This window comes from uncultured Turicibacter sp., assembly GCF_938044715.1.
Lineage (GTDB): Bacteria > Bacillota_I > Bacilli_A > MOL361 > Turicibacteraceae > Turicibacter > Turicibacter sanguinis.
Genome location: NZ_CALIOS010000100.1, coordinates 25,877 through 40,019 on the forward strand (window position 1 = coordinate 25,877; position 14,143 = coordinate 40,019).

Below are 14,143 nucleotides of genomic sequence, written 5' to 3' on the forward strand. Positions count from 1 at the left end.
GTATGGCACGTGATCCAAAAAGTAAAAAAGTTACGAATGCGAAAGCAGCCAAAAATACAATGGATGCTGAAATTGCAGCAGAAGTGGTAGATGATTCTAAACCGAAACTGAAAAAAGGTAAAAAACCTAAAAAAACTTATAATTAATAAAAAAAGCTCTCCGAACGCTGGAGAGCTTTTTTTATTTTATTTAAATTTCTCCAAAGAACTGTACGAATTTATTGATATTTTAAAATAAGTTAACATACATTGTTATGAGATTAGAATTGGGGTGAATAACGAATGAAAAAGTTAAAAGTAGTAGTCGCTATCTTACTTGTAGCCGTTGTCTTTAGTGTAAAAGGAAATCAAACAGCCAATGCAATGGGAATTAGTTCGACTTGTGGAATTTTAATGGAGCAAACAACAGGACGAGTCTTGTTTGAAAAGTGTCCCGATGAACAAATGTATATTGCTAGTATTACTAAGATTTTAACTTCTATTGTTGCGATTGAGAATGGACAATTAGATGAGTGGGTTGAGGTGTCTGATAATGCAACAAGACAGGTTGGATCATCTTTATATTTGGCATTAGGGGATCAGATGAAGCTAATTGATGTCATTTATGGATTAATGCTTCGTTCAGGAAATGATGGGGCGATGGTCATAGCTGAAGCTGTTGGAGGTGATGAAGCAGGATTCGTTAAAATGATGAATGAAAAAGCAAAAGAAATTGGAATGAAAAATAGTATTTTTCAAAATCCATCAGGTTTAGATGAAACCACATATAACTTATCTACGGCTCGAGATATGGCTATTTTAATGCAATATGCAATGAACAATCCGATTTTTAGAGAAGTGACAGGAACTGAAACACATAAGGCGACGTCTAAAAATGGAACTCCTTATGTATGGCATAATAAACATAAATTAGTGACAGGGTATTATGAATATGCGATAGGAGGGAAAACGGGGTTTACCGAAAGAGCGCGTAGGACTTTAGTGACTTCTGCACGTAAAGACGATTTAGAACTAGTCGTTGTCACGCTAAAAGCGGGAGATGATTGGAATGATCATATGAGTTTATTTAACTACGGATTCGATAACTATGAATTAAAAAAGGTGATCGAAGCTGGTCAATTATATGGAGAAGATTTAAATTCAACCGAAAAGTTATATGTTAAAGATACTGTTTATTTAGCAGTGAAAAAAGATGGAAGTGAGTCTGTTACAACAGAATTAGTTCTATATGAAAGTCCAAAAACAGATGAGGTTGGAACATTAAAGATTTTGTTAAATGATCAAGTAGAAAGAGAAATTCCTGTTTATCGTCCAATACAAGTAAAAGAAAAAGAATTATCTTGGTTTGATAAAATTTTTAATTGGTTTACCGGGACGGTGAATTATTAATGATTCATAAAATTTGGATGGGATTATTTACTGTCGGAATTATTTTTAGTTTTTTGAATGGAACAACGGGGGATGTTAATAATGCTATTTTAGCAGGAGCCCAAGAAGCGATTAATTTACTTCTTTATTTAGCCGGGATTATGATTTTTTGGACGGGAATTTTACAAGTAGCGAATCATTCTAAGATGCTTGATCTACTTTGTCATCTCTTAACACCTATTACTAGATTTTTGTATCCCAAACTTAGAGCAGATCACCCAGCTTTAAAGTTTTTAACAACGAATATGGTTAGTAACTTATTAGGTCTAGGGAGTGCGGCGACTCCTACGGGATTAAAAGCAATGAAAGAACTTCAGGCAACAAACCCAAATCCTGAAAAACCTAGCTTTGAAATGTATACTCTACTTGTCATGAATACAGCTGGATTTACGATTATCCCTACAACGATTATAGGACTTCGTCATTTATATCACTCACAAAATCCAAGTGAAGTATTTGTTCCTATTCTGTTTGCTTCTGGTATTACAACGATTGGAGGATTACTCATTCACAATATCTATAGTCGTTTAAAGCGAGTCCAATCATCGGGTGATCAAGGATACGATAAACGATTAGAAAGAAGGTGAATGGATGTCAGCGATTAGTGGTTATGTTTTACCTATTTTTTTGCTACTTGTTTTTTTAACGGCATTCATTAATAATACAAAGGCGTTTGACCATTTTGTTGAAGGTGCTAAAGAAGGGATGCAAACGACGATTCAACTTGTTCCAAACATCGTAGGAATGATTGTTGGGATTAAAGTTTTCTTAGCTTCTGGTATTGTGGAGGCGATTGCCAACGTCCTACAACCCGTTCTTGATTTTATTCATGTTGATGCGCATGTCCTTCCTTTAATGATTTTAAGACCCTTATCTGGATCGGCAGCTTTGAGTGTAACGACTGATTTAATCTCTATACATGGTCCGGATTCCTATTTAGGAAGATTGGCATCGGTTATGCAGGGTAGTACAGATACGACGATTTATATTATTACAGTTTATTTTGCAGCTGTTGGGCTATCTGAGATGAAGCATGCGATGAAGTTAGGATTAACAGCCGATTTAATAGGGTTTGCTGCATCCATTTTAGCTGTGTCTATTTTCTTTTGAATTTTGATAGAAAAAAGCCCTCATTTAATTTGGAGGGCTTTAAAATTTTAAAATCAAATCTCTCTAGGATTAAAGATTGATTTTTACTAATAATAAAGGTAAAATGAAATTTACGTGAAAATCGTCGAATTTACGTTAATCCATGATTGGAGGAGATTAGAAGATGGAACGATTACAAAAAGTTATTGCTCAAGCTGGAATTGCATCTCGTCGTAAGGCAGAGCAATTAATTCTTGATGGAAAAGTAACTGTTAATGATAAAGTGGTACGTGAACTAGGAACAAAAGTAACAGGTAAAGAAAAAATTGAAGTAGAGGGAGTTCCGCTTCAACGTGAGAAAAAAGTTTATTATGTTTTACATAAGCCTCGTGGATATGTAAGTACTGTCTCAGATGAGTTAGGACGTCGTACGGTTTTAGATTTCTTTGCTGATCGAGTTTCAGAGCGTGTTTATCCAGTTGGACGTTTAGATTACGATACTTCAGGTGTTTTATTAATGACTAATGACGGTGAGTTCGCCAATAAAATGATGCATCCGAGTGGTGAGATTGATAAAGTTTATCTAGCACGTGTCAAGGGAATTGTATTACCAGAAAATTTAAAGCCATTTGGTAAAGGAATTGAAATTGACGGATATAAAACAAAACCAGCTTCAGCTACGTTAGTTTCAGTTGATAAAAAGAACCAGTCCTCTCTTGTTAGATTGACGATTCATGAAGGTCGTTATCATCAAGTTAAAAAAATGTTTGATGCGATTGGATTCCCGGTGAAAAAATTACGTCGTGAACAATTTGGAACAATTGATGTTCAGGGATTAGCTGCAGGTGAATTTCGCCCTCTAACACCTCATGAAGTTAAAACCTTATTAACAGCTGCGAATAGCACACAAGTTAAGAAAAAATTAAAATTTAATAAGATGCGTCAATTTTAAAAATAAAAAAAGACTAGATTATCTAGTCTTTTTTTATTTTTTTCATAATTTTTGTATATTACATACAATTTTTGGGAAGATTAATTGAAAGGTGAGTCTTGAACTTTAATAGCTTCTGTAGGACATCCTTCAGCTGCATCGATTAAATCAGCTTCTAAGTTGTCAGCAATTTCTTTAGTTCCAGTATTTGCATCACCTTCAAAGATGTTTTCAGCATAACCTTCATCATCATACCCAAAAATATCTGGGGCTACTGCTCCACAGGCACCACAAGCGATGCATTCATCTTTTGATACAATAGAAAATTTAGACATAGTTATGTCCCCCTTCAAAGGATTTTATTATATTATTTATAATTCTTTAGAATTACAAGATTATTATAAGCTGAAAAGATAAAAAAATTCAAATTTAATACTCAAATTAAAACAAAATTATGATATAATTAGCTAGTCTTATTGATTTTTTTACAAATAGCCAAAAAAAACGATAACTTTCTTATCGAATCCATATAAAAATAATGTCAAGAAGGAGTGTGAGTGAGGTGGAAAATAAGGCGGATTATGCTGAATTACGAAGATTATATTTTGGACATCGTGAAAACGATAGAACGCCATCTCATTCTAAAGTTTCAAATTATGAAACCGGAATAGATCAAACGATCGATGGTTTTTCATCTGATTTACATAATTTTTTAACCATCCATGAACATTCATCTGATGAAGAGCCAACGACAATGAGTGATAACGATGAGATGGGACCAAAGTCAGGATTAATTAATAATCTTTGTGATCGATATGGAAATCGGACTTATAATAAAATTACATCCATGATTAATAATGAGGATTTTAGTGAATGGGAGCAACTTGAAAAGGAACTTTTTGCATCTGAATTAAAGTTAAATCTTAATGATTTAGAAGAAACTACTGAGTCATTAACTTATGATGAAATCGTCAATGAACTAAATGAAATGACAACGGGGGATTTAGATGATGATTTAGATTACCTAGATGCTTTAGTTCAACATGATTATTCTCGTTTACGTAAATTTCAAACTGATCAAGAATGTCTGAGTTCTATTTTTAGTGAGATTCTTGAAAATGAGCAAAATTCTAACAAAAATTATGAAGATGATGTGTTTAATAAAAATATAGAATTAATTTTTAATTCGGATATTGATTTAGACAATCATGATTGGTCTGAAATTTCAGATCAGGCTAACTTGGGGAATGGGAATTTAGAAGAAACGATTCAACAGCTTAAGGAACAATGTCAATCACAGGATACAAAGAAAGAAATTCCAACGGGCGAATTAAAACAAGCAGATTTGAATGCTTTTTATTCAGAAAACAAATTAGCGTTAGAATCTTTGAATATGCACTTAGAATCTGAAGAGCACAATCAATCTAAAGGGGAGAAATCTACATCAGATTTATTAAGTAAAGGGTTAAAAGTTTATATTGGAATTACATTTTTTATACTCTTTGTTATTCTGATGGTCATCCTATTTAAATAATGATTTTACAATAAACTAAATGGTGTCTGTAAATTTGAGAGACTGTTTAGTTTATTTTTGTAAATAAAATGAATTAAAGGCAAAGATGCCTATTTTGATGTTGTTTAAGTTTTCAACATTGTGATAAAATAATGGTAGTCGAGGTGATATTATGGTTCGTTCTAAAGTAATTGCAATTGATGGACCAGCAGCAGCAGGTAAAAGTACAATTGCACAAAAAGTCGCAGAAATGTTAGGGTATGTTTATATCGATACCGGGGCAATGTACCGTGCGGTAACATTAAAAGCCTTAAATCAGAACATTGACGTACAAGATGAAGAAAAAATTGAAAAAATGTTAGAAGATACAACGATTCGATTAACAAATGATAAAAAAGTATATTTAGATGACGTTGATGTGACAGAGGCTATTCGTCAACCGATTGTTTCTCAAAATGTATCAGTGGTTTCAGCCCATAAAGTCGTTCGTGATGAATTAAAACGTCGTCAAATTGAGTATGCTAAAACAGCAAATGTTGTAATGGATGGGCGTGATATCGGGACTAATGTTTTACCAGATGCAGATTATAAAATTTTTATGACAGCTTCTGTAGAAGTTCGTGCTGAACGTCGTTATAAAGAAAATATTAAACGAAATATTCCATGTGATTTAGAAAGTTTAAAACAAGAAATTCAAACACGTGATGAGTTAGACTCAACTCGCAAACATTCTCCTTTATTAAAGGCCGAAGATGCGATTGAGGTTGATACTTCATATATGACAATTGAAGAAGTTATTAATACAATTATTAACATTGCAAAGGGCGGGGAAAATAATGAAGCAGTTTAATCAAGTTGATCATGAAGAAATGACAATGAATGATGTTTTAGAATTTACGAATTTTTCATTACCTTCAGTAAATGATATTGTTGAGGGTGTTGTGGTTCGTGTCTCTAATCAAGAAGTAACAGTAGATATTGGTGGAGCAACAGAAGGAACTATTTATTTAAATGAATTAACGTTAGATAAAGTAGAATCTGCTAAAGATGTTGTTAAAGTTGGAGATACTATTAAAGCAATGGCTAAAAAAGTAGATGATGAGCAAATTTTATTATCTCGTCGTGCATTACTTGAATACCAACGCTTCCAAGATTTAAAAGTAGCTTATGAAAAAGGTGAAACATTAGAAGGGAGAGTTATCCGCACGGTAAAAGGTGGTTTAATTGTTAATATCGGAATGGATGCTTTTTTACCAACTAACATGGTAGATGTCGATTTTGTAACAGATTTAGAACAATACGTTGGGCAAAAAATGCTAGTTCGTATTGTTGAATTCAATCCACGTAATAAACGCATTAAAGTCTCTCGTAAAATTGTCGTGGCAGAGCAATTAAAAGTGGCACGTGAAGATCAGTACTCTACTTTAGCTGTAGGAGATATCGTGACTGGAAAAGTCGTGCGTCTTGAAAAATTTGGAGCATTTGTTCGTTTTGGTGCTTTAGAAGGATTGGTTCATATTTCAGAAATTTCTCATCTACCAGTTGAAAAGGTAGAAGACGCCTTAACTGTTAATCAAGAGGTAAGTGCGAAAGTGATTAAAGTAGAAGGAACAAAAATTCAACTTTCAATTAAAGCTGTTTTACCGACACCATTTGAACAATTCGTACAAGTTCATCATGAAAATGAAGTGTTAGAAGGAACAGTGGTTCGTTTAACGGAATTTGGAGCATTTGTTGAGTTAGCTAAAGGGGTAGAAGGACTTGTTCATCTTTCAGAACTTTCTTGGGATCATAAAGCAAAACTTGAAGAAGTGGTGTCTGAAGGGCAAAAAGTTCAAGTGCGAATCATTTTATTAGATAAAAAACATAATCGTATTGGATTATCATTAAAAAAAGTAGAGCAAGATCCATGGCAAACATTTAGTCATAAAGTCGGAGATGTCATTTGTGGAACAGTGACGAATATGACTGATTTAGGGGCATTCATTAAGGTAGCACCATATATTGAGGGATTATGTCATTTTACTGAAGCTTCTTGGAATCCAAATAAAAAATTGGCCTCTTTAGTATCAGTTAATGAAGAAGTAGAAGTTAAAATTATTTCATTAGATGTGAAAAAACATCGTTTGGGATTATCATTACGTGCTGTGAAAGAAAATCCATGGAATACGGTAACTTTAAAAGTGGGAGACGTTATTACAGGAAAAGTGGAATCAATGAATGATCGTGGTGCATTTGTTGCGATTGAAGAAGATGTTATTGGTTTCTTACCGGCAAATCAAATTACTGAAAAACGCATTAATCGTGTAGAAGATGTGTTATCAGTTGGTGAAGTTGTTGAAGTTAAAGTGATGCGTTTTGAACCAAAACAAGCAAAACTTGAATTAAGCATTCGTCGTATTAAAGAAGATGCAGAACGTGAAGAGTTTAATAAGTACATGAAAGAACAGGAACAAGCGGAAACTGAAACACTTGGAGACTTATTCGGAGATGCCTTAAAGAACTTATTAAAATAATAAAAAAGGGGAAAATCCCCCCCTTTTTTTATTTCAAAACCAAATATGAAGTAAAATTTGACTAAGTCATTATAAAACTAATATAATATTAACGACTTAGTTATGTGTAAAGATGAAAGAAGGTGGCAACATGGTATTACCTGTAGTAGCAATCGTTGGTCGTCCTAATGTTGGAAAATCGACTATTTTTAATCGTATCGTAGGTTCACGTGTTTCAATTGTAGAAGATGAACCTGGAATCACAAGAGATCGTATTTATAGTAGCGGGGAATGGTTAACTCGCAAATTTAATGTCATTGATACAGGTGGAATTGAAATTGGTGATGAACCATTCATGCGCCAAATTAAGTATCAGGCTGAAATTGCAATGGATGAAGCAGATGTTATTGTATTTGTTACAAATGCTCGTGATGGAATTACTCAAGCCGATCAAGAAGTAGCAAATATGTTATATAAAACAAAAAAACCAGTCGTGTTGATTGTTAATAAAGTTGATGATATCAACTTTAAAGAACAAATTTATGAATTTTATTCACTAGGTCTTGGAGATCCAATTGCAACGTCAGCAATTCATGGGATTGGATTTGGTGATATGTTAGACCAAATCGTTTTAAATATGCCAGAGAAAAAAGGTATGGATTATGAAGAAGATGTCATTAAATTTAGTTTAATTGGACGTCCAAACGTGGGAAAATCTTCATTAACAAATGCTTTGTTAGGCGAAGAACGTGTGATTGTTAGTGATATCGCTGGAACGACTCGTGATGCAATTGATACTGAATTTACAAAAGATGGACAAAAATATGTTGTAATCGATACGGCCGGAATGCGTAAGCGTGGTAAGGTGTACGAAACAACTGAAAAATATAGTGTTTTACGTGCCTTAAGTGCTATTGAACGTAGTGATGTTTGTTTAATTGTTATTGATGCTTCTAAAGGATTAATTGAACAAGATAAACGTGTCGCTGGATATGCACACGAAGCTGGAAAAGCGGTTGTGATTGTTGTAAATAAATGGGATGCTATTGAAAAAGACGATAAAACAATGCGTGATTGGGAAGAATTAATCCGTACTGAAATGTCATTCTTAGATTATGCTCCAATTGTGTTCTTATCTGCTTTAACGAAAAAACGTCTACATACGTTATTTGAACCGTTAAATTTAGCGGCTGAAAATCATAAAAAACGTGTTGTGACTCATGTTTTAAATGATGTGATTATGGATGCAGTAGCCATGAATCCAACACCAACTCATAATGGTCAACGTTTACGTATCTACTATGCAACACAAGTATCAATTCAACCACCGACGTTTGTTATTTTCGTTAATGATCCAGAATTATTACACTTCTCATACAAACGTTATCTAGAAAATCGTTTACGTCAAGCTTTTGGATTTGAAGGAACACCGATTCATATTATTGCCAGAACACGCGATTAATGAATAATCGTTAGGAGGGTATAAAGATGACAAAATCAATCACAGTTGTAGGAGCTGGAAGTTGGGGAACAGCTTTAGCACAAGTCCTATGTGATAATGGACATGATGTTAAATTGTACGATTTAAATCAGGAAATTATTGATGATATCAATCGAAATCATCACAATTCTCGATTTTTTAAGGAGCTTATGTTACCTGACAATTTAAAGGGAACAACAAATTTAAGTGAAGCTTTAAAAGAGGCTGAGATGATTTTATTATCAGTCCCTACTAAAGTAATCCGTGCAGTTTTAAAAGAGATAAACGAAGTATTAGATCATCCAGTTGTTATTATTAATGCAAGTAAAGGAATTGAACCAGGAACCCATAAACGTGTTTCTGAGATTGTTCAAGAGGAAATTAATGCTAATCATTTAGTAGCATTTGTTGCTTTATCAGGGCCTTCACATGCTGAAGAAGTAATTGAACGTGCTGTAACGACTGTGACATGTGCTTCCACGGTTGTTGAATTAGCAAATGAAATCCAACTAATGTTCAATAATCATTATTTCCGTGTTTATCGTGTAGATGATTTAATTGGAGTTGAGGTTGGAGGTTCAATTAAGAATGTTATTGCATTAGCAGCTGGAATTATTGCTGGACTTGGTTATGGTGATAATGCTAAAGCAGCCTTAATTACACGTGGATTAGTTGAAATTAAACGATTAGGTGTTGCTGTTGGAGCAAATGAAGAAACATTTGGTGGTCTAAGTGGTCTAGGAGACTTAATTGTAACGTGTACTTCAGTTCATAGTCGTAACTGGCAGGCAGGTTATAAAATAGGAAGTGGATCAAATTTACAAGAAGCAATTGATAGTATGACCATGGTTGTTGAAGGAGTTCGTACTTGTCAAGCAACTTATGAATTAGCTCATGAACTTCAAATTGAAATGCCAATCGTTGAGACGGTTTATCAAGTTATTTTTAATAAACTAGAGCCAACACTTGCGATTTCACAATTAATGATGCGTGATATGAAGCCAGAATTTTATTAATAGGCAAAAATCATCACAATTTTAAATTAAATAGTGACAAATTCCCTCCTTGAGTCATATGCTATATTGAAAATGACTTGAGGAGGTTTTAATATGTTTGATAATATTTTTGGGAAATTTGGGAAAGATGTAAATGTAAAGCAAGATGATCTTTTTAATATTGCATCTGAGGCTTCACAAATGGATTTGAAAAATGAACAACAAGTTCGAGCATTGATTGGAAGTGTAGCAGCAATGGTTGGACGAAAAGTTGATCCTGCTATTGAAGATCAATTAACTAAAATGATTATTAACGGGGAAGTTCCAACAGATATGAATGAGTTATTAAAAATGATGATGTAATCATCATTGAGAAATCTAAATGTATTAAAGGGTTGATTTTAAGGTTTGAGTAAATGTCCTAGCGAAAGCTAGGATATTTTTTTATTTCAAATTAAAAGAAGTTATCATATATTGAGATAGCTCTTGCATATAATTCGAAGAAAACACAGACAGGCTACGCTTTCATTTACTGTTGTTAGTGTAGTTTTATGGCAATAATTCCATGGATTAATAAGGCCTACAGTAAAAAAATTAAAGTTTTATCAAAATTCTCTCATAAAGTAGGGGATAAGCATCATACATTGATATTGACAAAATACAAGTGAAAATGGAGGTTTACTATATGGAAACAAATGAACTGATGAGAGACGTCTTTGCTCGTACGAATGGCGAATTCTATCTCGGCGTAGTAGGGGCGGTTCGTACAGGAAAATCAACATTCATCAAGAAATTTATGGAATCTTTAGTTATTCCACTAGTTGAAGATGAAAATGAAAAGAAACGCATGATAGATGAATTACCACAAAGTGCGAATGGTAAAACTATTATGACAACAGAACCAAAATTTGTTCCAGCACAGGCTGTTAATGTAACAGTTGAAGGAGAGGTAAGTGCGAATATTCGCTTAATTGATTGTGTTGGATATGTCATTCCAAGTGCGATTGGATATGAAACGGATGAAGGACCACGTATGGTGAATACACCATGGTATGATGAACCAATTCCATTTGTAGAGGCAGCAGCAATCGGAACACAAAAAGTTATTGAAGATCACTCGCATATTGGAATCGTTATGACAACGGATGGTTCGATTGGAAACTTTAATCGCGATGATTACTTAGAGGCTGAACAGTTAGTCATTGAACAATTAAAGGCAATTAATAAACCGTTTATTGTGATTTTAAATACGACTCATCCAAAAACTGATGATGTACAAGAATTGAGAAATCAATTACAAGATGAGTATGGTGTTCCAGTATTACCTCTAAGTGTTGAAAATATGACGAAAAAAGATATTTATAGTGTCTTAACAGAGGCTTTATATGAATTCCCAGTTTCAGAACTTGATATTAAATTACCAAGCTGGGTTGATGCATTAAGTGATGATAATTGGTTAAAAGCACGCTTCTTAAAATTAATTAATCAAAGTACAAATGAATTCTACAAGCTTCGTGATATTAATTACTTAGCTGATGAATTAAAAGCAGAAGATATTGTTGAGGATTGTTTTATCAGTGCTTTAGATGCTGGTGTAGGGTTAGCAGAGCTTGAAATTAAGGTTCCAGATCAATTATATGATCAAATTTTAACAGAATTAGTTGGACCAATTAAAGATAAAGCAGATTTAATGTTCTTATTACAAGATTATGCAAATATTAAAAAGGAATATGAACCTATTGCATCTGCACTTAAGATGGTTAAACAAGTTGGATATGGAATTGCAACTCCATCAATCGAAGATATGACACTTAGTGAGCCAACCGTTGTAAAACAAGGAGCACGCTATGGAGTTCGTTTAAAAGCTATTGCACCATCTATTCATATGATTCGTGTCGATGTTGAGTCAGTATTTGAACCAATCATCGGAACAGAACAACAAAGTAAAGATTTAATTGACTTTATTATGAAAGATTCTGCTGATAATCCATTAGCAATCTGGTCTACTGAAATCTTTGGTCGTTGTTTAAGTGATATTGTACGCGATGGTATTTCAGCAAAATTATATTCAATGCCAGAAAATGCACGCTTTAAATTACAAGATACATTAATTAAAATTGTAAACCAAGGTAATGGTGGATTAATTGCCATTATGCTTTAAAATAAGCCGAAAAAGTCTCTTATTGATTTACTTCAAAAGAGGCTTTTCTCATTTTTGAAGCGATTTTTTATAAAATATTAATTTAGATGAAAAAAAGCGAAGTAAATTGCCTAAAATAGTGTTGTCTCAACAAAATATTCAAATAAATGTTTGCAACCATAAAACGGGTGTGGTAAACTTTTACTTGCAAAGAAATGTCTTAGGAGGTATTGATTTTTATGAACCGTTCTCAATTAGTAGATAAAATCGCTGAAAAAGCTGAGTTAACTAAAAAAGATGCAGATAAATTCTTAAGTGCTTATATTGAAGCAGTAACTGAAGCGTTACAAGCAGATGACAAAGTAGCATTAGTAGGATTCGGAACGTTTGAAGTACGTGAGCGTGCTGCACGTCAAGGACGTAACTTACATACTGGAGAAACAATCGAAATCGAAGCTAGCAAATATCCTGCTTTCAAAGCTGGTAAAGCTTTAAAAGACGCTTTAAAATAAGCCTTTTAGATATAAATCAAGACAACTCGCATTTTTACGAGTTGTCTTTTTATTTTAAATAATGACTTTCATTAAATAAGATGCCATAATAAAGAGGATATCGATTGATTAGTTTAATTAAAGAAGGTGAAAGAGATGAGTATTCGTTTTATTTTAGGGCGATCAGGTGTTGGAAAAACAAGACTTGTTTTAAATGAAATTAAGGCAGCTTGTGATGAGCTTCCACAGGGAGATCCTATTTTTGTTATTGCACCTGATCAGATGACGTTTCATTTAGAATATCAACTTTTAAAACAAAGTCAGTATCCTAGTTTAATGAGGGTACAGGGATTAAGTTTTAATCGTTTTGCATATCGTATTTTACAGGAAACGGGTGGTTTGAGTCGCTATCATTTGAACCAAGTTGGATTGGCGCTGTTGTTGCAAAAAGTCATGAATGAAAAAAAAGATCAGCTATCATTATTTCCGTTTTATGCAAACAAACCTGGTTTCATTTCAAAAGTAGGTGAGATGATTGCGGAGTTTAAAAATTATTGTGTGACACCGAATCAATTATTTCAAACCATTCAAACACAACAAGAGATTTCGAATTGGTCGGTTCAATCCGTAAAAAAAATTAATGATATTGCTATTTTATATGATGAGTTTGAAAAATTATCATTAGGTCGATATTTGATGACAGAAGATTATTATACGTTGTTGAGTGAGCAAATCGCTTATTCCTCAACGATTGCTAATAGTGATTTTTATATTGATGGCTATCATTTATTTAATAAGCAAGAAGAATTAATTTTATTGCAATTGATGAAGTACGCGAAATCTGTCACTATTGTGTTAACACATGATTTAAATTCAACTAGCTCTGTTTTTTCTTTGCCATCTCGTACCTATTCTAAATTAGCTTCGCAACTAGAAGAAATGGGATTAAATTATGAAATTCAAGAACTAACAGAGGGGAATCATCGTTTTAAATCAGACACTGCCTTAGCTCATCTAGAAAAACAATTTATGCAGTTTCCGACGGTTAAAAGTGAAGCAAAAGGCGTCCATTTTTTCCAAGCAGCGAATAGCCGACTCGAAGTTGAAGAAGTAGCAAAACGAATTCATCACTTGATTCATAAAGAGGGTTATGCATTTAATGATATTGCCATTTATACGGCACAATCAGAGGAGTATCAAGAACTGATTGCCTCTATTTTCCCTAAATTTGAGATTCCAGTCTTTTTAGATTATAAAGAATCTATGTTGATTCACCCTCTAATGGTGTTACTTTATCATGTCTTTGATGTCATGATGAATGGATGGCGTCATGAATCGATGTTTATGATCATTAAAACGGGACTTTTTATGGATGTAAGTCAGATAAAAAAACAACAATCCTTTTACGAAGCGTTTCAGGCTTATCAACGTCAAGTTGATGTGCTAGAAAACTATTGTTTAGCTCGTCAGATTAAAAAACAAGACTGGCAACAAAAAGATGATTGGGTGTATGAGAAGTATCAAGGACTTGGCAGAGGGTATGTGAAAACGGATGATGACTTAGCAGTTGAAGACTTATTAA

General features: G+C 33.5%; 15 protein-coding genes. 14 read left to right on the forward strand and 1 reads right to left on the reverse strand.

The window, feature by feature from the left end:
- The first annotated feature begins 2 nt into the window (after window positions 1–2).
- The 5 genes from QWC74_RS10075 to QWC74_RS10095 all read left to right on the forward strand — a co-directional run bounded on the left by QWC74_RS10075 (window position 3) and on the right by QWC74_RS10095 (window position 3,468).
- A complete protein-coding gene (locus QWC74_RS10075; RefSeq protein WP_155061965.1) occupies window positions 3–146 on the forward strand; it encodes a hypothetical protein in 144 nt (47 codons plus the stop codon).
- A 135-nt stretch (window positions 147–281) separates the two neighbouring features.
- Window positions 282–1,388: a D-alanyl-D-alanine carboxypeptidase family protein gene (locus QWC74_RS10080; RefSeq protein ID WP_006784541.1), complete on the forward strand. Its 1,107-nt coding sequence runs from the start codon at window positions 282–284 to the stop codon at window positions 1,386–1,388.
- The gene (locus QWC74_RS10085; RefSeq protein WP_006784542.1) at window positions 1,388–2,014 is read left to right on the forward strand and encodes a spore maturation protein; all 627 of its coding nucleotides are present in this window, start codon (window positions 1,388–1,390) and stop codon (window positions 2,012–2,014) included. The genes QWC74_RS10080 and QWC74_RS10085 overlap by 1 nt, the downstream gene beginning before the upstream one ends.
- A 4-nt stretch (window positions 2,015–2,018) precedes the next feature.
- Window positions 2,019–2,537, forward strand: coding sequence for a spore maturation protein (locus QWC74_RS10090; RefSeq protein WP_006784543.1), 519 nt, complete (start codon window positions 2,019–2,021; stop codon window positions 2,535–2,537).
- A 163-nt stretch (window positions 2,538–2,700) separates the two neighbouring features.
- Window positions 2,701–3,468, forward strand: coding sequence for a pseudouridine synthase (locus tag QWC74_RS10095; protein ID WP_006784544.1), 768 nt, complete (start codon window positions 2,701–2,703; stop codon window positions 3,466–3,468).
- An 80-nt stretch (window positions 3,469–3,548) separates the two neighbouring features.
- On the opposite strand, the gene QWC74_RS10100 is transcribed toward QWC74_RS10095, so the two are convergent.
- A complete protein-coding gene (locus QWC74_RS10100) occupies window positions 3,549–3,782 on the reverse strand; it encodes a ferredoxin (protein ID WP_006784018.1) in 234 nt (77 codons plus the stop codon).
- Between the two features lie 227 nt (window positions 3,783–4,009).
- Here QWC74_RS10100 and QWC74_RS10105 point away from each other — a divergent pair, with 227 nt between their 5' ends.
- From QWC74_RS10105 to QWC74_RS10145, 9 genes are all read left to right on the forward strand, one after another.
- Complete coding sequence (locus QWC74_RS10105) at window positions 4,010–4,981, forward strand: hypothetical protein (RefSeq protein WP_288994004.1); 972 nt, start codon at window positions 4,010–4,012, stop codon at window positions 4,979–4,981.
- A gap of 151 nt (window positions 4,982–5,132) precedes the next feature.
- Window positions 5,133–5,810, forward strand: a complete 678-nt coding sequence (gene cmk, locus QWC74_RS10110) for a (d)CMP kinase (protein ID WP_155222792.1) — start codon at window positions 5,133–5,135, stop codon at window positions 5,808–5,810.
- Window positions 5,797–7,476, forward strand: a complete 1,680-nt coding sequence (locus QWC74_RS10115) for a S1 RNA-binding domain-containing protein (RefSeq protein WP_006784021.1) — start codon at window positions 5,797–5,799, stop codon at window positions 7,474–7,476. Before cmk ends, QWC74_RS10115 begins: the two co-directional genes overlap by 14 nt.
- A 130-nt stretch (window positions 7,477–7,606) precedes the next feature.
- On the forward strand, window positions 7,607–8,917 hold the full coding sequence (gene der / locus QWC74_RS10120) for a ribosome biogenesis GTPase Der (RefSeq protein ID WP_006784022.1): 1,311 nt from the start codon (window positions 7,607–7,609) through the stop codon (window positions 8,915–8,917).
- 26 nt (window positions 8,918–8,943) lie between these two features.
- Window positions 8,944–9,951 carry an NAD(P)H-dependent glycerol-3-phosphate dehydrogenase gene (locus QWC74_RS10125; protein WP_006784023.1) on the forward strand — a complete coding sequence of 336 codons (1,008 nt, stop codon included), beginning with the start codon at window positions 8,944–8,946 and terminating at the stop codon, window positions 9,949–9,951.
- Window positions 9,952–10,044: 93 nt separating this feature from the next.
- The gene (locus QWC74_RS10130) at window positions 10,045–10,293 is read left to right on the forward strand and encodes a stage VI sporulation protein F (protein ID WP_006784024.1); all 249 of its coding nucleotides are present in this window, start codon (window positions 10,045–10,047) and stop codon (window positions 10,291–10,293) included.
- Between the two features lie 322 nt (window positions 10,294–10,615).
- Window positions 10,616–12,091, forward strand: a complete 1,476-nt coding sequence (gene spoIVA, locus QWC74_RS10135) for a stage IV sporulation protein A (RefSeq protein ID WP_006784025.1) — start codon at window positions 10,616–10,618, stop codon at window positions 12,089–12,091.
- A 218-nt stretch (window positions 12,092–12,309) separates the two neighbouring features.
- Complete coding sequence (locus QWC74_RS10140) at window positions 12,310–12,582, forward strand: HU family DNA-binding protein (RefSeq protein ID WP_006784026.1); 273 nt, start codon at window positions 12,310–12,312, stop codon at window positions 12,580–12,582.
- A gap of 135 nt (window positions 12,583–12,717) precedes the next feature.
- Window positions 12,718–14,143: PD-(D/E)XK nuclease family protein (locus QWC74_RS10145; protein WP_288994005.1), on the forward strand; the 1,426-nt coding region annotated here is incomplete at its 3' end.